Here is an 18,373-nt window from a genome sequence, read left to right as displayed (position 1 = left end):
GCTCATAAAGCTCGCTGGAGCTGGCACACCTCTGGTTTCCTTCCATGGGCATGGAGCGTGATGCCCTACTAGACGACCAGGCTTCCGCCGGCCAGGGCGGTGTGGAGTCGTTGCCGGTTTGGGCCTCGGGTTTGGTCAGTGTAGGACTGCATCATGGCATTCACACCTTTGCACGGAGCGTTGGGGCTTGCGCCCTCACCCCTGGAGTACTCGATGATTCAGGCAGCTGTGGATCAGCAGGTGACAGAGAGGATAGACATCGACTGGAAGTCGGCTCTTCCTGATAAGCAGAAAGCCAAGGCGGCAGAAGAGTTTGCCAAGGATATCGCGGCGATGGTCAATGTCGGCGGCGGGGTCATTGTGTATGGTGTCGAGGAGGACAGGGCTAGTAGCGCCGCGGCTAAAATCGTCGGGGTTGAAGGTTGGTCCGACGCTGTTCAGAGGATGCTCTTGGGGTGGGCGCATTTGCATGTTCATCCGCCCGTACATGGGCTGCAGTTCACAGCTCTGAAGAACGACCAGAGTGACGTCGGAGGTTCTCCGGTTGTCGTTATGCAGGTTCCTGCAAGCTTTGAGACACCGCATCTGGTGATGGTCGGTGATTCCATCAAGGCACCACGCCGTTCGGGTTCCCGAACCGTGTACATGAATGAGCGGGAGATTGAGCGTGCCTACCGTGCACGGTTCGATGACCGTCGCAGTCATGAGCGGCAGGCATCGGATCTTCTGGACCAGGTGTTGTCAGGAATTCACCCCACTCAGGTGTGGCTGGCAGCTGCTGCGAGGCCGATCAACCCCAGACCGGCTTACGCCGGCCGAGTTCCGGAAGAGACTGCCGGGGATATTTTCTCCAAACTTCGGACCAGTAATCCGTTCCGCAAGGATGGCGGAGGGATGGCAGAGGCTGGGGTGGGGCCTAGAGTCGGTTACCGGAAGTGGCGCCTCCGGGGCCAAGATAGGAACGGCAATCCCTGGAGCGTAGTAGATCTTCATGATGACGGTAGTGTTGCCCTTGCCTTCATTGGAAGCCCGTCCGGTGCGCCAGACTTCGAATTATCCACGGACGTGCATGTCATGGATGCGCAGTCCCTTCCTGCCTACATCGTTAGCTTGGCACGAACCGCGGCGGAGAGCCTTGGCATCATGAGTGATTTCGAGGTGTCCCTGACGATGAAGGCGCCGGGTAAGAACAACATCTATATCCGAACCCTCCGTAACTTTGGACGTCTACGGGGCCGGGAGGACTTGATCGCCGTTCACGACTTCGAACCCGTTAGAGGGGTGTTCCCGGGAGTTGGGGACGATGCAGATGCGCTGATAGCCGTGAGAAGTTTGGCTATGGACGTTATGAATCAGGGCGGGCACACGACTCTCGGGGACGAGATTCTGAAGGCACGGATTTAGTGGGCTGTCACACCGCCTCGAGATTCTAAGTTGGCCCCGGATGGCATCGCTCTGCACGGTCGAAACTCTTGGCGACTGATCTGGGTATGTGCCGTCCGCACTACCGCCGACAGACAGGCATGGGCGGGTATTAGGTTGAGTAGAGTGCCGAGGACTCTTTCAGCGACAAGATTGGCGAACTTGCCGCAAAAGATCAAGGGGGTACGATCATGCTTCCTATTGGTGGGTCTGCTGCGTTCTATGACTCAGTTGGGATGTTAGGCCAATGTCGACTTACTTGAGGGACTTGAGATCAGCGCACGCTCGTTGCCGGGAGGCGGAAGGGAATCAGCTTGAGCTGTTCCTGCAGGAGCCGGTCGTTTCGCGCTTGGGTTGGCCGAGGGATGTAGTCCGGCAGATGCTATGGGAGCACGGCGAAACTGAACATTTTGTACCGGACTATGGGTCCCTTCGGCTGGAGCAAGTCTCATGGACCTGTGAATCTGTGTCTCACGAATTGCTCCAGAGCGTGCCAACTGGCCCGTCCGACCGTGGGGCGATTGAGGACTACGCTAAATGGCCTGACTACTGGGCCGCGAAAAGAGGGGAAGACGTTGTCGAGTCTTGGACCAAGCGAGGAACCTGGCTGGTGCCCCCTCTCCTGATCTCAACAGCTCTGCTGGATCCCGCAGGGCAAGGCTGGCAGCTGATTGAAGGGCGAACCCGGGTAGGGATACTTCGTGGCAGGGCCCAACGGGGGCTTTTCGTGATTGACGACCATGACACTTGGGTGGGCAGGCCACGGATGTCTGCTGGCCTGTTCGTTGCCCCCAGCCCAACCGATAAATGCTGAAATTTCGGTAAGGGTGGCATGCGGGTTTGTCTCCGCCATTCCGCAGTTACCTGCGCGCCCAGACCGGAGCTTCTCTGTTTTTCAGTGTGCTCGAGGTCTACCAGATGTCGGGGCTATGGGTTTGCCACTTCCCTGTGCGCTCGAGTTTTTTGAGGGCCTGATCTCTTGCAAGGCCGGGGCGAACGACCTGACGCAGTAGGTCCGGCCAACCATCTCCCTGGTATCCGTCATGTCCGGGTATGAGGCGGTACTTTTTCCGGTGTGTGCGGGCGCGTCCATCACGCCAGGTCAGGTAGACAAAGAACTCCGTCGGGGCAGAAACCCGGTATTGACGAACTTCTCCGGGCGGAATTAAACCGAAGCTGTGAACCTGAAGGGATAGCTTGGGGCCGGTGGCCAAAAGTGATACTTGGACGGCGGCGTTCGGGCCCTCGTTATCGATGTGTACCGGAGCACCACGTCGGCGTGGTCGCGCCCGTCTTCACGTTTAGTTGTCCGCCGTATATTCCAGATGGTCATGGCCAACGAGCCCGCAGCGATGGCCACGGCAGTAATGGAAAGGACCTCGCTGATCTGCATACGCACTAGCCTAGACAGAGTTTGCTGCGGGCATGGAAGCATCGTCGGAAGGTGGTGCTTGGCACATTCGGAGCCGCACCACGTCTTTGCTTTTGAACGCCGATAACGGACGTTTCGTTAGCTAGGAGTCAGCTTCGGTTGTGAGTCCTCCGCGTTGTGTCGTTCGGGTGCTCATCGCGCAGGATGCAGCTATTGAGGGCTTGTTTTGCGGAGGTATTCGCGCAGGCCGGGGATGGCGAAGTCGACCTTGCCATATGCAGGGGCTTCGATGAGTCCTGCCGCGATGAGACGGGCCCGGTAGTTGGCCACGACGTTGCTTTTGGCGTTGAGCCGTTTTCCTATGTCGCCGGCAACAACAGGGCCGTCGTCTTCGGCCATGGCACGGAGAAAATCTTTGTCTTTGTCAGACGTGGTGGAAAGTGCCGCTTCAATGACGGTCGCCTCGTGGCGACGGGTCGCGGCATTGATGGCTTGGTCAACGTTCGTCTTTTCCAGTGCCATGTTGTTAATTTCGGCTTGTCGCCAGAGCTGGTAGCCGATGAGCTGGATCAGGAACGGGTACCCGCCGGTCGCCTCAGCCGCATACCGGACCAAGTCAGCGCTGATGCTGATGCCTGCATTGTCGAAAGTGCTGGCGTAGGAACGTTCGACTTCGGCAATGGCCGCGGCGTGCAGGTCTATGCGCTCTGCCCGGCGCAGGAACGTTGCCACACCCTCGTTGAGCAGGTCCGAAACTGCTGCCGGCAGCCCGGCGAAGATCAGTCCTATCGGAAGCCCGTCGCGGATGAAGTGCTGGACGTCGGCAGCAAGCTGGGACAGTTCCGTACGGTCTGCCGAGTGGATTTCGTCAACGGTGAAAAGCAGCCCTGTCTTTTTCTCCGCGAGAACGTTCAGCAACTGGTTTCCCAACCGTCTCCAGTCAACCTGGCGCTCGGGCGGCAACTGGGTGGTCACGGTGAAACCTGCCACGCCCAACGCTGTAATCCTGCGACCGGTCGGGCCGGATCCGAGTTCATCCAGGTGCAGCCGCATCGTCTCGCCAATCCGTCCGACGAACCCCGGTGTGGCCGTCTCCGGAACAACAACCCACCCCTGCCCGGCGGCCACTTCTTGGGCCGCACTGAGCAGCGCGGTCTTGCCGATGCCACGGGCGCCTGTGATGATGGTCAGCAACCCGGGCGCCCCGGAGCCAAGCTGAAGGCCGTACTCAAACTCATCGAGCATCCCCTCGCGGCCAATGAGTTCAGGGGGAGTGGCGCCAGCTGTTGGGCGGAAAGGGTTCATCATCGCAGATCCTGTGAGTCTTGTGAGTCCCTGTGAGTCTACTCCTCCTTGGCCACCTGCCCGAGACTCGATCGTCGTCCATGGGGATGCCGGGGCCGACTGACCACCTTGGCCGGAAACGCCAAGCAAGAGGCGCGCACCGCACGCGCCATGTTCACGCCATCGCCTCCGGGACAATCGTGAAGGGACCAGGCCCCCGTCAACTTGCTGCATCAGCGGTATTGGTTCCGGTGCTTACATCTAAACAGAGGCTCCACGGGAGCGGTGGGAGCGCGATTCTCCGTTCAGCCCGGTGGGATCGGGATAGGGTTCCACCGACGAAGCTGGCCGTGTTGGTGGCGAGAATGACTTCGTTCTGGTCCACGATGCACGTGTTGGGCGGCAGGGACCGGAGGAACGGGGCGAATTCATCCTGGAGGCGGCTGATGAGGACGTCTACGGCAGCGATGCCTGCCATCTCGCCCACCCTCGTGACACGTTTGCTGAACGTTACGACGTGCTCGTTAGTTCCGAGGGCGTCGATGTAGGCATGGCTGGCGTGGATCTTGTCATCGTCGTCGTCCGTGGGCCACCATGACGCCGTCGAGTAGTCATGGAACTCCTGGCCCAATTCGAATTCGAACCGCTGCGGCGATTCCGGGCCCGACGGGAGGTAGCACCAGATGGAGCCCGGTTTGCCGAAGTAGGATGGATCGGCCACGAATCCCGTCCCGTATAGTGCGGGCATGGCCTTCAGGTTCTGGCGCGCTACGTCGTAGACGCTCTCCAACTCGTTCAGCCTGCCGCTCTTTGAGCGGTCAAGGGCGGCTTGGGCGGCTTCTTCGACGGTGCGGATGGACGCGGCCACAGTCCCTTCGAAGCTCACAGCGAACGATTCGACGGCAGAAACTGCGCTGTCGATGCCTTCCTTTCCGGGCGGCGAGCCTGGTAGCGGAGGTTCCATGGACATCCGCAGGTCGATGAGGCGGTTCATGTCCTGGCGCACGTGGTCTTCGGCGAGGTCCCGGGCACGATTTGTGTCCCCGGCCCGTATGGCATCCACGATCATCCCATGCTCTTTCGCCGCCGCGCTTCGGCGGTCAGAAGCGTTGGCCCATACCAATGCCCCGACCTCGGCCTGCATCGCGATCTCCTGGCGGGTGAACAGGACGGATCCCGATGTGGCCGCAAGCTGTGTGTGGAACCTACTGTCCGCCCGAGTCATTTCAGCGGGCGTTTGCGCCGTCTCGATCATTGCCGCCATCGAAGCGAGGCGCCCGATGGAGACCTGCTGCGACCGGCCGGCCGCCGCCGTCGCGGCTGAACCTGCCAGGAAGGCCCGGTATTCCCGGATGTCGCGCAGATCCTCAAGGGAGTACGCGGCAAGGGTGTCCCGCTGGGCCTTGGCGATGTCTCCAGTATTCGCCTTCACGAAGCTTCCGCCGCCCTTGCCGCGTCTTGTTTCCAGAAGCCCTAGATGACGAAGCTCGGCGAGGGCGGTTCGCAGGGTCATGGTGGAGACTCGCATCCTTGCCGCGAGCTCGCTTTCGCTGGGAAGCTGGACTCCGTCTTCGAGTACGCCCAGCTCGATCGAATGACGGAGCCGAAGGGCGATCTCCTCACCACGTTCGGCAGTCTCCAACGGCGCGAATGCGAGTCGCTCTCTCCAGCTGGCCATGGCTCACTCTCCTGAAACCGTATAGACGACAATAAAAACTGTGACATCTAATCTTAGATTTCTATTGACATCTAACATTGGAGGTCTAAAGTTAGTGTATCAGAAAAGGGGAATAGTCCCCGACTACTTAGATCATCAGCCAAGGAGTCAGTGGCCATGTTGGATAGCACGGATGTCCTCCACGCCTGGCATCGAGCCGGGAATCCGACGCCGGCCGACCGCCTCAGCCTCTATGCACAGGCGCTGACGGCGGATTGCCCGATCGGCGCCTACCGGACATTGAGCGATGCGCAGGAAGACATGGCGATCCTCGCCCTGTTCCGCGTGGACCGCTCCCGCGCGACAATTGCTTCCCTGCACCAGCTGCCTCCCCTGGCCCTCTCCGGCTACCACCAGTTGCTCCACGACCTCGCCCGCGAAGGGCTCGGGCCAGGCGGTGGATTCCGCGGTATAGGTGCCCGCTTCGGCCAAGCGCCCGACAGTGCCCGCCACCAACGCGTGGACATCCCCGCTTTCACGGGAGGTCAACGTTGAAGCGCCGCAGCTCCGGATTCATCATCCCCCCGTCCGCTCTCAGCGGTACACACATCCAGACGGCCCTCCCCCAATTGCCGGCCTCGCAGGGAGGGCGGACCAACAACCCCGAAGCCTGGGATGAGCTCATGCGTGAACTCGACGCCGACTTCACCTGAAACCAGACGAACACTATTTAAATCACACGTCCAGTAACCGAGGAGACTATATGAATACCGGATCAGACCGACCAGTTGCGCTAATCACAGGCGGGTCAAGTGGTAGCGGACTGGCGACGGCGGAGCTTTTCTTGTCGCGCGGGTACCGGGTCGCCATCGTGGGGCGCAATACCGAACGGCTCGAGGCAGCGAAGAACCGTTTGGGGCTAGAGGCGAATGTCTTGTGCGCCCCGGGAGACATGGGTGTTGCCGCAGAGGCCGAAAGGGTCGTCGATGTGACGGTCGCGGAGTTCGGACGCTTGGATGTTCTAGTTGCGTGTCATGGCTACTTTGCTCCGCTCATCCATGTACTCGACTTGACTGGAGAGGAGTGGCAGAGGCAGCTGGGTGTTCACCTGTTCGGCGTGATCAACATCGCCACAGCCGCCGCCAAGGTTATGAGTGACCAGGGGGGAGGCTCGATCGTGACAATCTCCACTATCAATGCGTGGCAGGCAGAGCCGCACTTCGTTCCGCACTCCGTCGCAAAGGCCGGCGTTGTGGCGCTGACACGAGGGATGGCTCTCGACTTGGCGCCGTTCGGTGTTCGTGTAAATGGTGTAGCTCCGGCTTGGGTGGACAGCCCGATGGGGGCGCCTGACTTTGTGGGTATCGAGAACCAACCTATCGACTGCAATTTTCAGAATCGTCCAGCGCATCCTGAAGAGATCGCAGAGGTGGTGTGGTTCTTGGCCAGCGCTGCCTCTTCCGCTCTCTCTGGAACAACGGTAATGGCTGACCTGGGGCAGATGTCCCTGCTTACAGGACTTCGGACTGTCGAGGGCAACGAGACTGTGGACAACATGCGTCGTTGGCGCAACGAAGCTTCTAGCGAGCGGGGCGGACCTCACGAAACTCCGTACCGAGATCGACTCTTACGCATGGAGATGGAGTTCGGCGCAGGGGTGCACGCATCATGACCGATTCGCAAATACGCATGCCTTCTCAGATCGATCGGCGGTCGCTGCTTCGAGCTGGCGCGGCCGGGCTTGCCTTGGTGCCAGGTATGGCTCTGCTCAACGCTTGCTCCCCTTCACCTTCACCCTCTCGGAATGAATCAAAAACCCTACGGTACGCACTTACTGATCCTCGCGACCCGAACGTCGACCCAGGGTCTGTTGTCGGTGTGAACTCGGTGATTTTGGGGTTCTGTCTTTACGAAGGGCTCGCCAGTTTCACCCCCGTGTCCGGAATGAAAGCAGGATCGAAGGCGAGTGCCTTGCAAAACAGTCTTGCCGAGGAGTTCGAGCTGTCGAAGGACGGCCTAAGGCTGAAGTTCAAGTTGAAGCAGGGCGTAGAGTTTCACGGCGGTTTTGGTGAACTTACCGCCAACGATGTCCGCTTCAGTTTCGAACGAGTCGCCGGAAAGACAGGCGAGGAGCTCGCGTACGCAGGTGACTGGTTGGCTCTGGACCGCGTCAACGTAACCGGGAAGTACGAGGGAGAGGTCACTCTCACCCAGCCCTACGCGCCGCTATTGACGACTACAATCCCGTGGTTCGCAGGCTGGATTGTCTCTGAGAAGGCAATGAAGGAGCGCGGCAAGGACTTCTCCACCAACCCGATCGGCACGGGCCCTTACGAGTGGGCCGAGTGGGTGCCACAGCAACGTGTGGTCCTTCGACGATTCGAAAACTGGCATGGAGACGCAACTCCCGATTGGGAAGAGATCCGACTCGAATACGTTAGTGATCAGACAGCGCAGGCGACCGCTCTCGAGGCGGGGAGCATCGACGCAGGGCGGCTCAGTGTGGACAAGGTCAAAACTCTCAGCAAGCGCCAGGGTCTCAAAGTTGCAAGCGCAGATTCGCTGGATCAGATCTGGCTTGGTATGAACCTCGATCAGCCGAAGCTGAAGGACCGCAATGTTCGCGAGGCGATTCGCTACGCGGTGGATGTCCCAGCAATCCTCGACGGTGCATATGACGGGCTCTATGCCCAGGCAACGGGCACGGTTGCTCCAGGGATGCCCGTCGGCTATTGGAGCGACGCTCCAAAGTACAAACGCGATGTTGAGCGAGCGAAAGGATTGCTCAAAACGAGTGGGGCTGAATCTCTCGACCTCACGCTGACCGTTTCAAAGGACACGGAGTTCAGGCTAATCGCGGAAATCGTCCAAGCCTCATTGGCGGAGGTGGGGATCAACGTAAAGATCGATGTGAGGAGCGACTTGGTTTCGCTTGGCAAAGCGGCACGAGAACTGGAGTTGTTCATCGGCTCGTTTTCCTTCGTCCCGCCAGACCCGGTGTGGGCAACTCAATGGTGGCGCTGCGACCAACGTGACCAATACAACTGGATGTACTGGTGCGACGAGGAGTACGACAGGCTGGACCGGCAGGCGGTGGAAGTGGTTGACCCGGCCAAGCGTGGCGAAATCTACATCGAGGAACAGAAGGTTTGGGATGCGGCGGCTCACAGTGTCTGGCTGGCTTGGCCAACCGTCTACGTCGGCCTTCGCGAGGGTCTCGAACCCTCTTGGCTCACCAGCATCCCGTACCTCCCGAACTTCAGGCGATCAGGTTCCTGATGATTAGGTATATGTTTGGTCGCCTATTCATGGCCGTCCTAGTAGCGCTGTTGGTCACAGCCTTTTTGGGATTGCTTATCCACTTGCTGCCGGGTGACCCCGTTCGCCTCCTCCTGGGCTCACGAGCAAGCCCGGAGGCGGTGGCCGCCGCTCGTTCCAACTTGTTTTTAGACGAACCCGTGCATGTCCAGGTGTGGGAATTCGTGCGGAATGCGCTGCAAGGTGACTTGGGAAGAGATCTGGTGACAAATCAGCCAGTGGCGAACCGTATCGCCAGCGCTTTCCCGCATACGGTGGTGTTGGCGCTGGCCGGCCTTGCGATTGCCGTTGCCGGCGGCCTCGTGATGGGTGTGTATTCCGCGATGCACCCCAACTCGTGGGTCGACAACCTCACGCGAATCATCTCGATCTCATTCATGACCATGCCGTCATACGTGGCCGGACTCTTTTTGATACTGATTTTCGCAGTAAACCTGAAATGGTTTCCGTCGACCGGCGCCGGGGAGTTTGCTGATCCGATCGGATATCTTCAGCACTTGATCCTGCCTGCGACTTCCCTGGGACTACTTTGGGTCGGCTACCTCAGCCGGATCGTTCGAACGAGCATGCTAGAGGCGCTCAATAAGAACTATGTTTACGCGGCTCGCGCTATGGGCGTCTCAGAGCCGATCGTCGGGTACAAGTACTCCTTGAGAAACGCCATCATCCCGACGGTCGCCGTGCTGGGGGTCGGTTTGGGCAACCTTTTGGGCGGGGCCATCTTTGTCGAGTTGATCTTCGCGCGACCTGGTATGGGCTCACTCATCGTCCAGGCGATTGAGGTGCGCAACTACCCAATCGTAAGAGGTGGGGTGTTGGTCATAGCTGTGACTTTCGTTCTCGCGAACCTCCTCGCCGATTTGTCTTACAGAGCTCTCGATCCCCGAATGCGAGCAGGAAAGAAGGCCGCGGCATGAGTAACGTTGAAGTGGAACCCGTACCGGCCCCAGCGGTTGAGGCACGCGCCGCGAGACCGAAACGCAAAGGAGGCGCGCTTGGGGTTCTAGTCGAAATCTGTCGGCAGCCGGGTGGACTTTTTGGGCTCGCGGTTGTCGGCGCGCTTGTTCTCGTGGCGGTGCTGGCTCCGTGGATTGCTCCATATGACCCGGCCGCCCAAGACATATCCAATCGCCTCCAGGGACCGTCGGGCGATCATTGGGTCGGTACAGATCAACTTGGTCGAGATGTGTTCTCGCGACTACTCCATGGGGCCAGAATCGCCTTGTTGGTTAGCGTTCCTACCGCCTTGATCGCTCTCTGTATCGGGATGCTCATCGGCCTTGCCGCCGGATACCTCGGGGGATGGGTTGATCGAGTATGCGTCGTATTACTTGACACAGTTCAGGCATTTCCGGCGGTTATCTTGGCTCTCACACTCATCGCCCTATTGGGTCCATCAATGATCAACCTTATCGGAGTCCTCACCGTGGCTTTTATTCCGACTTACGCGAGAGTGACGCGAGCGATGGTTATGCAGGTCAAATCCAGTGATTTCGTCGACGCTAGTACGACGCTTGGAGCATCGGGACCGCGCATCGTCTTTCGACACGTTCTTCCCAACATTGTGGCACCGCTTTTTACGATCGTTGCCCTAGATATACCAGTGATCGTGGGAGCTGAGGCAGGCTTGTCGTTCTTGGGACTTGGCGTCCGACCTCCAGATCCCTCGTGGGGTGTAATCCTGAATGAGGGTTTCGCGCGAATCGACAGCTGGCCATGGGGCGTCATCGGCGCGGGCTTGACATTGGCGCTAGCCACCCTCGGATTTACAGCGCTCGGTGACCGGCTGCGTGACCTTTTCGACCCGAGACTAGTTGGCACGAGCAAGGGAGGCCGATGATGGTTGACAAAATACTGGAAGTTCGTGACCTCACGGTTGAATACAAGGTCCATGGCGTAGGACGGAGGGTCCTTTCTGATATCAACTTTGATCTGGCGCCTGGCGAGGTACTTGGGATCGTCGGTGAGTCGGGCTCGGGAAAGTCGACGCTAGCCAATGCTCTTCTTCGCCTTCTCCCACAGAATGGGTCGATCACAGCCGGCCACATCGATCTGGCCGGAGCCGATATTCGGTCCTACTCAGCGGCACATATGCGTAGGGTGCGAGGGGATCGGATCGGAATGGTCTTTCAAGATCCTGTGACGAGTTTGAACCCAACGTTCACGATCGGGTCACAACTGAGGACAGCATTTGAGGCGCACAGCGACGAGGGATTGAGCCGACGAGAGTTTCGAGAGCGGGCCGTCACCCTGCTGACTAAGGCGGGAATTCCTGACGCGGCCAAGCGGCTGGACCAGTATCCGCACGAGTTTTCTGGTGGCATGCGGCAGCGCATAATGATCGTAATGATGCTTCTTCTAAAGCCTCAGGTGATCATTGCCGATGAGCCAACATCGGCTCTCGATGTCACTATGCAAGTGCAGATCCTCGAGCTCCTGCGCCAGATGGGTCACGAGCAGCATTCAGGAATGCTCTTCATCTCTCACGACCTTGGTGTGGTCTCGGAGATCGCCGATCGCGTCATGGTGCTATACGCGGGCAAAGTGGCGGAGATGGCCTCCGCGAAGGAGTTCTTCGCAGACCCCAAACACCCGTACGCTCATCAGCTACTCGGAGCCGTCCCGTCGGGCGGGCAGCGAGGCCACAAGCTGGCGACCATCCCCGGATTGGTGCCCAGCCTTTCGGCGATGCCGGACGGTTGCGCCTTCGCAGCTCGATGCGCTTACGCACAGGATGTCTGCAAGGAAGTAGCTCCTCCACTCTTTGAGGTGGGGAGTTCCGTCGCGGCTTGCTGGCGTTACTCGGCGGCGGATTCTGGATATCAACGCGACTCGCCGCCCCTCATCGGTGGACAGGTTTTGTGGGATCCCCAGGATGGCGGGAGGGCCAATGTCAGCGAGAGTTCTGCTGGCTTGAGTGCCCTCACACCCGGTCATGAAGGTCGTGCGCCGCTATTGAGCATTAGGGACCTACGTGTCGAATTTGGAGGTTCAGCAGGCCGACTATTGCGTGCCTCCAGAGCCGGGGTACGCGCAGTCGATCGAGTTGACCTCGAAGTCGGGTCGGGTGAAATTGTGGGGCTTGTGGGGGAATCCGGCGCGGGGAAGAGCACCTTGGGCCGGACCCTCGTGGGCTTGGTCCACAATGCGGCCGGTGAAATCCAGCTCGACGGTCAATCCTTACTCCCGAAGCCGAGCAGAGACCAACGTCGTCAGATTCAAATGGTGTTTCAAGATCCACACTCCAGTTTGTCGCCGCGGTCAACCGTCGAGGCGTTGCTCCAGGAGCCGTATGAGATTCATCAAGTCCCCAAATCGAAGCGTCGTTCTTCGAAGGAGCTTCTGGGTCTAGTCGAACTCGGGCCTGAGCACGCGCGTAAGCACCCGCACGAGCTGTCGGGTGGGCAAGCGCGTCGCGTGGGGATCGCCCGTGCGCTAGCCCTCAATCCCCGGCTCGTGGTGGCTGATGAACCGACGGCCGGTTTGGATGTCTCTGCGGCATCAAGCGTTTTGAACCTGCTGGCACGCCTCCGCCTTGAAGAAGGCATAGCGATGCTGCTTATCACGCACGACCTCAATGTCATCAGCTACGTTGCCGATCGCGTTGCTGTGATGTACCTGGGAAAAATCGTTGAGGTTCTTCCTGCCGACGCGATGCACGCAGCCGCTGCGCACCCATACACCCGTGGTCTTCTTGCAGCCGTTCCAGACCTCGGACATCACACACATCGCGGTCAGCGGCGACTTCTCCCTAGTGGTGAAATTCCGAGTCCGAAGAATCCGCCTAGCGGTTGTCGGTACCGAACTCGCTGCTCGCTCGCGACCGATATATGCGCGGCTGAGGAGCCTGCCCTGACATCCGTCGGCGCACCCGGACAAGCAGCTGCATGCCATCACCTCGACCGAGTACCGAGAGAAGATCGGAATTTTTCAAGTCAAGTGGTACCAAAGTGAGTTAGGCAGCCGTTAGGCTGCTTCTTTTCTGTAGTTACGTTGGGTTGGTTGATCCATGCCGACCCAGGTAGGGCCAGGATCTTGGGTTCGGTGGTGGTGCCGAAGCGGTGGGGGTGTTTGGCCCTGGCCGCGGCCAAGGTCCGTGAGCGTTTCCGGGCGAGGCCGTAGTGCACATTGGCCGGGGTGTGGAAGCCGATGCCGGAGTGCTGGTGGTGATGTTGTACCAGTCCACGAATCCGCTGATGAATGTCCGGGGAATTCAGGCCCGTATTTCATGGTCTTGAAAAGCGACTCCGAGTAGGGGTTATCGGTGCTCACCCGGGGCCTGGAATGAGACCGGGTGAGCACCAGATCCGAGAGGATCGCCGCCACGGTCTTGGACGTCATCGAGGTTCCGCGGTCCGCATGCACGACCTGCGGGACCACAGGCGGCCAGGTTGGTGCACGGTGGCGGCCACGAGGTTTGCCCGGCCACGGCCGAAATCACGGCGCCGCGACCATCGTCCGACGGCCTCGAGCGAATACTCGAGGCCCTCGCGCCTTAGCGCTATAGCGCCATAACGCAGCCGACTCCCGATTAAAGTGACGCTGTGTGCATATAGGACTTCGAACACCATCGTGTCCATAGCCGACTGCACTACTCCCACAACCACAGTGGTTTCAATACAGTTAGCTTCTGAAAACGACATTTAGGCTGAGGCCATGGACAAGAAGAAAGCAGCGCTGATCTGGGCGCTTTTGGGGACTGGCATCCTTGTGTACGGCCTCTACTGTGCTCTGACCACTGACGGCGTCTGGTATCTCATTGCCTCCGCCGTAATCCTGATGGGTTCCGGCGCGGTCTGCCTTGGTAGCGCGGTTCAGATTATGCGCCGCCCGGATCAGCAGCGCTACTAGACACAGCAAGACTCGAAGGAGCAGCATGCTTGGTTTTAAAGTGCACGTCCAGAACGAGGACAAGAGCGCTGAGTTGGAGATCCAGGGCTTCCTGGATCCGGAGACGGCCGAGGGTTTCGCGAACGCAGTTCACGAAACCCTGCAGATGCGTGTGGAAGAGTACGACGAGATCACCGGTTTCGAAGTTGGCCGTCCCGGCCCCATGGAACCCCGCGATGATGTCCCCGAAGCGGATACTGAATACTTCATCGATCAGATCACCATGTCTGTCATGAATCCCGAACCGGAGAACCTGGTCAAAGGCGAGTCCCCCCGTGCGGTTCGCTGTTGAGCACCCCGTGGAGTTGTAACCGGACGCCACTCCTATGGCCGGGCCGCACGTAGCGGCACGAACAGAACGGGAGCCCATGAGCGAGTCCATCCCGCGGGCACTGCAACCACCAGTTGCTGTTGCCCTGGCAAAACTCGTCAAGGCATTCCCCGGACCCAATGGCCTCCCGGGCGGAATCTGGGCCGAACTTAAATGGACGGCTACAGGACCATCGTTCTGAGCGATTCAGACGGGGTGACGCTCTGGAGTCGGCAGGGCAAAGAACTTTCCAGGCTCTTTCCTGAGCTCTCCTCAGCTGTGCGGGACCAAGTCCCGCTAGGTGTCGTCCTGGACGGTGAAGAAGCGAAGACGGCAGCCAAGTCCTCGGAGCGGCCATCCTTAGAAGTGAAACACGAGGCGGAAGGGACTCACCATTGAGCGCTGCGGGAGCGGGATGCGTACAAGCTTCCGCACAAAGTCGTGAGCGTATCCGCCAGGACCTTGGACCAGAACGCAAAGAAAACTAGAGCGGTATCCCAGTTCCTTGGAAGTGGGACGGTGGTAGTTCGGCATCTCCCGCGCCGCCCGGGGCCTCCGCGTAGAGTCTGAGAATGAATCCCTTGGATCAGCCTGTACTCGTCGCGTCCCCTTACAGGTCCGCCCATTTACCAGAGCCGACGCTCCCGTTATCCAGGAAGCCTCGAACGATCCACTAATTCCTGCCATCACGACAGTCCCCGCCAGCGGTTCACGACAGGCAGCTCTGAGATTCATCGAAAGACAGCACCAACGCTTAATGGACGGCACCGGTACTCGTTCCCTATGGCGGATTCCTCCTCTGACGAGGCAGTTGGCCAAATCGGACTGTGGCTAAAGAACCTCAGCAAAGGCCGGGCGAGCATTGGCTACTGGGTGGCGCCAAGTCATCGGGGAAAGGGAGCCGCCTCCTCTGCTTTAGGTGCCCTCGCCACCTGGGGTCTTGCCCAACCCGGGATTCATCGCTAGAATTCCACGTCGAACCTTGGAACGACGGCTCCTGGCTAACAGCTGAGCGCTGCGGGTTCTCTCGCTAAGGCACGATGAGGAGCTGGCTCGAGGTTGCCGGCCAACGCAAAGACATGTACATGTACTCGCGCCCTCCTGCCTGCTAGGAACCAGCTACACGAACCTCGCCGCTCTGCAGCGATTTCAGTGTGTCACCTCCTTGGAACTGGGACATCACTTGATGAGACAGCTCCCTTAGCTGACGAGCCTCTACGCATTCACGATGATGGTTTCGTCCAGCCACCTATGGCTGGGACGTGTGGACCGTGCCATCTCGGGAGTGAGCGCATGCCAGGTCATGGCCAGTGCGCGCATGATTGCCAGCAACTCGATGCTTGTGAGATCGGAGCGAAGGTGGCAGGGCTTTCTGGGCGCTTTCGCTCCGGAATAGCTTTTCCTGGTGTGAGGCCACGAAGGTTTCAAGGTCCGTTGCCTGGCCGCGTCCAAGGATGTACCAGTTCTGAGCCTGAGGACGTTGGGGTCCACCTGGCAAAGGTCGAAGGTACGGGCCGCGTACACCGGCAGGTCCAAAGCAAGGAGCACCTCGGGGACTTCGGGGGCGCTGCGCAATTCAAGAGTGGTTCGACGCAAAAGCTGTTTCAAGTCCAACACTGTCGTAGGTGAATCGGCCGTCTATTAGAGTCGCCGCCACGGGCATCGAAGCGAAGACGGCGTTGGATGCAGTCAGCGGGTCCTCGTCAATTAGAACGAGGTCTGCGGCGCTACCCAGCCTGACTTTGCCGCGACCACGCGTGGATGCGTCCAGTGCCTGTTGCCTTGTAATAGCTTCTTGTGGATGCCACGGCGCTCGTCCGTCCAAGGAGGACCGTGTGGTCGCTGCCGACATTGCGGCCCAGGGGTCCAGCGGGGCGACCGGGGCGTCGGACCCCAGGACCAGAGAAGCACCAGCGTTCAGTAGGGAACGCAGCGGAAACGCCCGGTCAGTTCGCCCTGGCCAGTTGTATTCTGCGGCGTCCCGATCGTCAAGTGCGTGAAGGGGTTGGACGCTTGCCACTACGCCTAAACGGCCGAATCGCGCAAAATCCTCCCGACGCACGAATTGGGCATGCTCGATTCGTCCCCCAATCCCTACACGTTCGAAAGCGTCGAGGGCTATTTTGTTCGCTGCATCTCCGATGGCGTGTACGGCAGGGAGAAAATAGGTCGCACGGGCACGCTCGAGCAGTGCCAGCAAATCGGTTTCGCTGACGGTCAAGAGCCCGTGGCCACCAAAGGGATAGGGATCGACGCAGTAGGCAGTGCGAGTGTTGAGCGACCCGTCGATGAGGACTTTGAGTGGGCCCGTACGCAAAAGGCCATTTCCACCCGGCACATCCATGCCGGTTCGCATGCCTTCCCGGACTGCGCGCTCAAGGTCTGCGGGATAGACTCCTGCGTCGACCCGGAGTGAGTCGAACCCGGCACCGATGCGTCGAAGCCACGGATCACGGTTCCATGTCATTTCGAGGTCAACTACTCCGACTACGCCCCGGGCAGCGGCAGCTTGGGCAGCCTGATTGATCCAAGCATCGATTACAGCATCGGGTAAACGCCCCAGCTCCCGGATCAGGACGAACGCTGGTTCTTCTCGCAGAAGTCCAGAAGCGTCCACGTCCACGCAGTAACGCCGAGCTGCGGCAGTGTTCAGCCACACGGAGTGCAGGTCATGACTGATCAGAGCTGTTGGTTGCTCACCTGTGGCTCCATCAAGCATGGCCAGTGTCGGCTGGTCTCCCCAGAGGGCATCCCGGAATCCCACTCCCACCACGGTGACTTCAGTCCCCGCACCGGCCACGAAGCCCTCAATGATGGTGGCTGCTTCGCTGGCGGATCGCGCTGCACTGAGATTGATCCTGTTCGAATGCATGGCCCACTGAGTCATATGGACGTGTTCATCCCAGAGTCCCGGAATGAGGTAACGGCCGTCGCAGTCGATAACGTCCTCGCCTCGAGGCACGTCGCCTGCACTGATGCGAGCGACGATACCTCTGTTGAGGTGCACATTAAATATGTGTTGTTGCCCGGGCAATCGAACTGATGCCAAGACTGATGGGCGTGGGGATTGCAGGGGTGAGGGTGAATTCGTCTTAGGGAGTAGACGATCGTCGGGAGTCCCGTTGGAAGGTGCTTCCGTGTTCACAGATTGTCTCGTTTCTTAGTTTTGCATCTTAGGGTACCTGCCCGTGGCAGGCGAATGAGTGGTCAGAATTTACGAAGGAGGATCATGTTGAGCCTGGCTCTGCGGGGTGGAAGAAGTCGGGACGACTGATCCCGGCGGGTGTTAGGCCGTTGCTTTCGCTGGGCTGCTTGCAGCGGATGAGATCCCGTCGGCGACGGATGTCCTGGGTCTGAGGCTCAGGTGAATTCCAGCGATCATGCATCGTACCGAGCCGCCGGCGAGTTCGATTGTCGGCACTTCAACGGCGAGAATCTTGCAACTGTCTTTGATGGTGGTTTTCTGGGAAGGTGTCAGGCTTGCCAGTGCGCGCCGCAGCATGGGTGGAGACCCAGTTGTTCGGGAATACACTGTCTGGTCTGGTGTGCTCGTAATCATCGAATAAGTGCACTGTGATGCCAGACTTCTCCAACGACAGGGCTAGGGATGTGACTGCTTGGTGTGCGGTAGCGGCTAGGACTCCGGCGTCGCGTTCAGTTCCAGTGGACTGGAAGGCGTTGTCCACTGCCGTCTGATGGTTCGGCACGAAACGGTGCGGACGGACGAGTACTACCGCGCCAGGCGCTTGAAAAGACATGGTCGTAGTCAAGATCCGAGCGGGGAGAGGACTCCAACCAGCCCGAAGAGATCTTTGGGATCATCAGGGTTCGCGACCAAATCGATGTCCTCGAAAAAGTCGGTCCCGTCGACGGAGTCGCGTACATAGCGCAGAGCGGAGAAGTCTTCGATCGCGAATCCAACGGAATCAAAGATGGTGATCTGACCTGCTGAGGTGCGACCTGCTGCAGCACCAGTCAAGACCTGCCAAAACTCAGTGACGGGGAAGTCGTCTGGCATCTGCTGAATCTCCCCTTCGATACGAGTCTGCGGAGGATACTCCACGAAGACGTCTCCCCTGCTGAGAATCTCAGCGTCAAGTTCGGTCTTTCCAGGGCAGTC

General features: G+C 59.3%; 19 protein-coding genes and 2 pseudogenes. 13 read left to right on the top strand and 8 right to left on the bottom strand.

All coding sequences use genetic code 11. The annotated features are described in order from the left end of the window. Positions 1-153 precede the first annotated feature (153 nt). Entirely contained in the window at positions 154-1,404 is a 1,251-nt protein-coding gene (locus tag J3D46_RS24255; protein ID WP_253469800.1) for an RNA-binding domain-containing protein, read from the top strand. Between the two features lie 1,600 nt (positions 1,405-3,004). On the opposite strand, the gene J3D46_RS24250 is transcribed toward J3D46_RS24255, so the two are convergent. Beyond that, the gene (locus J3D46_RS24250; protein WP_253469797.1) at positions 3,005-4,102 is read right to left on the bottom strand and encodes an ATP-binding protein; all 1,098 of its coding nucleotides are present in this window, start codon (positions 4,100-4,102) and stop codon (positions 3,005-3,007) included. A gap of 196 nt (positions 4,103-4,298) precedes the next feature. Further along, complete coding sequence (locus tag J3D46_RS24245; protein WP_253469794.1) at positions 4,299-5,756, bottom strand: GntR family transcriptional regulator; 1,458 nt, start codon at positions 5,754-5,756, stop codon at positions 4,299-4,301. A gap of 156 nt (positions 5,757-5,912) precedes the next feature. On the opposite strand from J3D46_RS24245, the gene J3D46_RS24240 reads away from it, so the two are divergent. Genes J3D46_RS24240 through J3D46_RS24215 form a run of 7 tightly spaced genes read left to right on the top strand, consistent with a single transcriptional unit; the run spans position 5,913 to position 13,007 of the window. Next, positions 5,913-6,290 (top strand): hypothetical protein, encoded by a 378-nt coding sequence (locus J3D46_RS24240; protein ID WP_253469792.1) that lies wholly within the window; start codon positions 5,913-5,915, stop codon positions 6,288-6,290. Continuing rightward, the gene (locus J3D46_RS24235) at positions 6,287-6,448 is read left to right on the top strand and encodes a hypothetical protein (protein ID WP_253469789.1); all 162 of its coding nucleotides are present in this window, start codon (positions 6,287-6,289) and stop codon (positions 6,446-6,448) included. Before J3D46_RS24240 ends, J3D46_RS24235 begins: the two co-directional genes overlap by 4 nt. 50 nt (positions 6,449-6,498) lie before the next feature. Beyond that, on the top strand, positions 6,499-7,407 hold the full coding sequence (locus tag J3D46_RS24230) for an SDR family NAD(P)-dependent oxidoreductase (protein ID WP_253469786.1): 909 nt from the start codon (positions 6,499-6,501) through the stop codon (positions 7,405-7,407). Then, positions 7,404-9,014 carry an ABC transporter substrate-binding protein gene (locus J3D46_RS24225; protein ID WP_253469783.1) on the top strand — a complete coding sequence of 537 codons (1,611 nt, stop codon included), beginning with the start codon at positions 7,404-7,406 and terminating at the stop codon, positions 9,012-9,014. The genes J3D46_RS24230 and J3D46_RS24225 overlap by 4 nt, the downstream gene beginning before the upstream one ends. Continuing rightward, a complete protein-coding gene (locus tag J3D46_RS24220; protein ID WP_308292043.1) occupies positions 9,014-9,970 on the top strand; it encodes an ABC transporter permease in 957 nt (318 codons plus the stop codon). Before J3D46_RS24225 ends, J3D46_RS24220 begins: the two co-directional genes overlap by 1 nt. Next, positions 9,967-10,893 (top strand): ABC transporter permease, encoded by a 927-nt coding sequence (locus tag J3D46_RS25195; RefSeq protein ID WP_374110862.1) that lies wholly within the window; start codon positions 9,967-9,969, stop codon positions 10,891-10,893. Before J3D46_RS24220 ends, J3D46_RS25195 begins: the two co-directional genes overlap by 4 nt. Further along, a complete protein-coding gene (locus J3D46_RS24215; RefSeq protein ID WP_253469776.1) occupies positions 10,890-13,007 on the top strand; it encodes an ABC transporter ATP-binding protein in 2,118 nt (705 codons plus the stop codon). The genes J3D46_RS25195 and J3D46_RS24215 overlap by 4 nt, the downstream gene beginning before the upstream one ends. Here the strand turns inward: J3D46_RS24215 and J3D46_RS24210 are convergent. Beyond that, positions 12,989-13,430 (bottom strand): annotated as a pseudogene (locus tag J3D46_RS24210) (hypothetical protein); the annotation flags it as partial. The gene J3D46_RS24215 and the pseudogene J3D46_RS24210 sit on opposite strands and share 19 nt — an antisense overlap. A 279-nt stretch (positions 13,431-13,709) precedes the next feature. Here J3D46_RS24210 and J3D46_RS24205 point away from each other — a divergent pair. The 5 genes from J3D46_RS24205 to J3D46_RS24185 all read left to right on the top strand — a co-directional run bounded on the left by J3D46_RS24205 (position 13,710) and on the right by J3D46_RS24185 (position 15,219). Then, positions 13,710-13,904 carry a hypothetical protein gene (locus J3D46_RS24205; protein WP_253469773.1) on the top strand — a complete coding sequence of 65 codons (195 nt, stop codon included), beginning with the start codon at positions 13,710-13,712 and terminating at the stop codon, positions 13,902-13,904. A gap of 25 nt (positions 13,905-13,929) precedes the next feature. Beyond that, a complete protein-coding gene (locus tag J3D46_RS24200; protein ID WP_253469770.1) occupies positions 13,930-14,235 on the top strand; it encodes a hypothetical protein in 306 nt (101 codons plus the stop codon). Positions 14,236-14,311: 76 nt separating this feature from the next. Then, entirely contained in the window at positions 14,312-14,455 is a 144-nt protein-coding gene (locus tag J3D46_RS24195; RefSeq protein WP_253470012.1) for a hypothetical protein, read from the top strand. Next, positions 14,428-14,652, top strand: a complete 225-nt coding sequence (locus J3D46_RS24190) for a hypothetical protein (RefSeq protein ID WP_253469767.1) — start codon at positions 14,428-14,430, stop codon at positions 14,650-14,652. The genes J3D46_RS24195 and J3D46_RS24190 overlap by 28 nt, the downstream gene beginning before the upstream one ends. A 384-nt stretch (positions 14,653-15,036) precedes the next feature. After that, complete coding sequence (locus J3D46_RS24185) at positions 15,037-15,219, top strand: GNAT family N-acetyltransferase (protein WP_253469764.1); 183 nt, start codon at positions 15,037-15,039, stop codon at positions 15,217-15,219. Positions 15,220-15,468: 249 nt separating this feature from the next. Here the strand turns inward: J3D46_RS24185 and J3D46_RS24180 are convergent, their stop codons facing one another. From J3D46_RS24180 to J3D46_RS24170, 5 genes and pseudogenes are all read right to left on the bottom strand, one after another. Next, the gene (locus tag J3D46_RS24180; RefSeq protein WP_253469761.1) at positions 15,469-15,861 is read right to left on the bottom strand and encodes a hypothetical protein; all 393 of its coding nucleotides are present in this window, start codon (positions 15,859-15,861) and stop codon (positions 15,469-15,471) included. Further along, positions 15,830-17,260 (bottom strand): amidohydrolase, encoded by a 1,431-nt coding sequence (locus J3D46_RS24175; RefSeq protein WP_374110861.1) that lies wholly within the window; start codon positions 17,258-17,260, stop codon positions 15,830-15,832. The genes J3D46_RS24180 and J3D46_RS24175 overlap by 32 nt, the downstream gene beginning before the upstream one ends. A 279-nt stretch (positions 17,261-17,539) precedes the next feature. After that, positions 17,540-17,755 carry an arginine deiminase-related protein gene (locus J3D46_RS25190; protein ID WP_374110860.1) on the bottom strand — a complete coding sequence of 72 codons (216 nt, stop codon included), beginning with the start codon at positions 17,753-17,755 and terminating at the stop codon, positions 17,540-17,542. Further along, positions 17,676-18,011 (bottom strand): arginine deiminase-related protein, encoded by a 336-nt coding sequence (locus J3D46_RS25185; RefSeq protein ID WP_374110859.1) that lies wholly within the window; start codon positions 18,009-18,011, stop codon positions 17,676-17,678. The genes J3D46_RS25190 and J3D46_RS25185 overlap by 80 nt, the downstream gene beginning before the upstream one ends. A gap of 8 nt (positions 18,012-18,019) precedes the next feature. Beyond that, positions 18,020-18,373, bottom strand: a pseudogene (locus tag J3D46_RS24170) (ornithine cyclodeaminase); the annotation flags it as partial.

The sequence above is a fragment of the Paenarthrobacter sp. A20 genome, from assembly GCF_024168825.1.
Lineage (GTDB): Bacteria > Actinomycetota > Actinomycetes > Actinomycetales > Micrococcaceae > Arthrobacter.
The sequence above is the reverse complement of the archived record's forward strand: the minus strand, read 5'-3'. Positions and strand labels throughout refer to the sequence as shown.

Excerpts from the sequence above, each read along its gene's own strand:
- J3D46_RS24200 (WP_253469770.1), top strand. The coding sequence starts at position 13,930 with ATGCTTGGTTTTAAAGTGCACGTCCAGAACGAGGACAAGAGCGCTGAG.
- J3D46_RS24195 (WP_253470012.1), top strand. The coding sequence starts at position 14,312 with ATGAGCGAGTCCATCCCGCGGGCACTGCAACCACCAGTTGCTGTTGCC.
- J3D46_RS24185 (WP_253469764.1), top strand. The coding sequence starts at position 15,037 with ATGGCGGATTCCTCCTCTGACGAGGCAGTTGGCCAAATCGGACTGTGG.
- J3D46_RS24240 (WP_253469792.1), top strand. The coding sequence starts at position 5,913 with ATGTTGGATAGCACGGATGTCCTCCACGCCTGGCATCGAGCCGGGAAT.
- J3D46_RS25190 (WP_374110860.1), bottom strand. The coding sequence starts at position 17,755 with ATGCTGCGGCGCGCACTGGCAAGCCTGACACCTTCCCAGAAAACCACC.
- J3D46_RS24245 (WP_253469794.1), bottom strand. The coding sequence starts at position 5,756 with ATGGCCAGCTGGAGAGAGCGACTCGCATTCGCGCCGTTGGAGACTGCC.
- J3D46_RS24190 (WP_253469767.1), top strand. The coding sequence starts at position 14,428 with ATGGACGGCTACAGGACCATCGTTCTGAGCGATTCAGACGGGGTGACG.
- J3D46_RS24230 (WP_253469786.1), top strand. The coding sequence starts at position 6,499 with ATGAATACCGGATCAGACCGACCAGTTGCGCTAATCACAGGCGGGTCA.
- J3D46_RS24205 (WP_253469773.1), top strand. The coding sequence starts at position 13,710 with ATGGACAAGAAGAAAGCAGCGCTGATCTGGGCGCTTTTGGGGACTGGC.
- J3D46_RS24215 (WP_253469776.1), top strand. The coding sequence starts at position 10,890 with ATGATGGTTGACAAAATACTGGAAGTTCGTGACCTCACGGTTGAATAC.
- J3D46_RS25185 (WP_374110859.1), bottom strand. The coding sequence starts at position 18,011 with ATGTCTTTTCAAGCGCCTGGCGCGGTAGTACTCGTCCGTCCGCACCGT.
- J3D46_RS24250 (WP_253469797.1), bottom strand. The coding sequence starts at position 4,102 with ATGATGAACCCTTTCCGCCCAACAGCTGGCGCCACTCCCCCTGAACTC.
- J3D46_RS24255 (WP_253469800.1), top strand. The coding sequence starts at position 154 with ATGGCATTCACACCTTTGCACGGAGCGTTGGGGCTTGCGCCCTCACCC.
- J3D46_RS24220 (WP_308292043.1), top strand. The coding sequence starts at position 9,014 with ATGATTAGGTATATGTTTGGTCGCCTATTCATGGCCGTCCTAGTAGCG.
- J3D46_RS24225 (WP_253469783.1), top strand. The coding sequence starts at position 7,404 with ATGACCGATTCGCAAATACGCATGCCTTCTCAGATCGATCGGCGGTCG.
- J3D46_RS25195 (WP_374110862.1), top strand. The coding sequence starts at position 9,967 with ATGAGTAACGTTGAAGTGGAACCCGTACCGGCCCCAGCGGTTGAGGCA.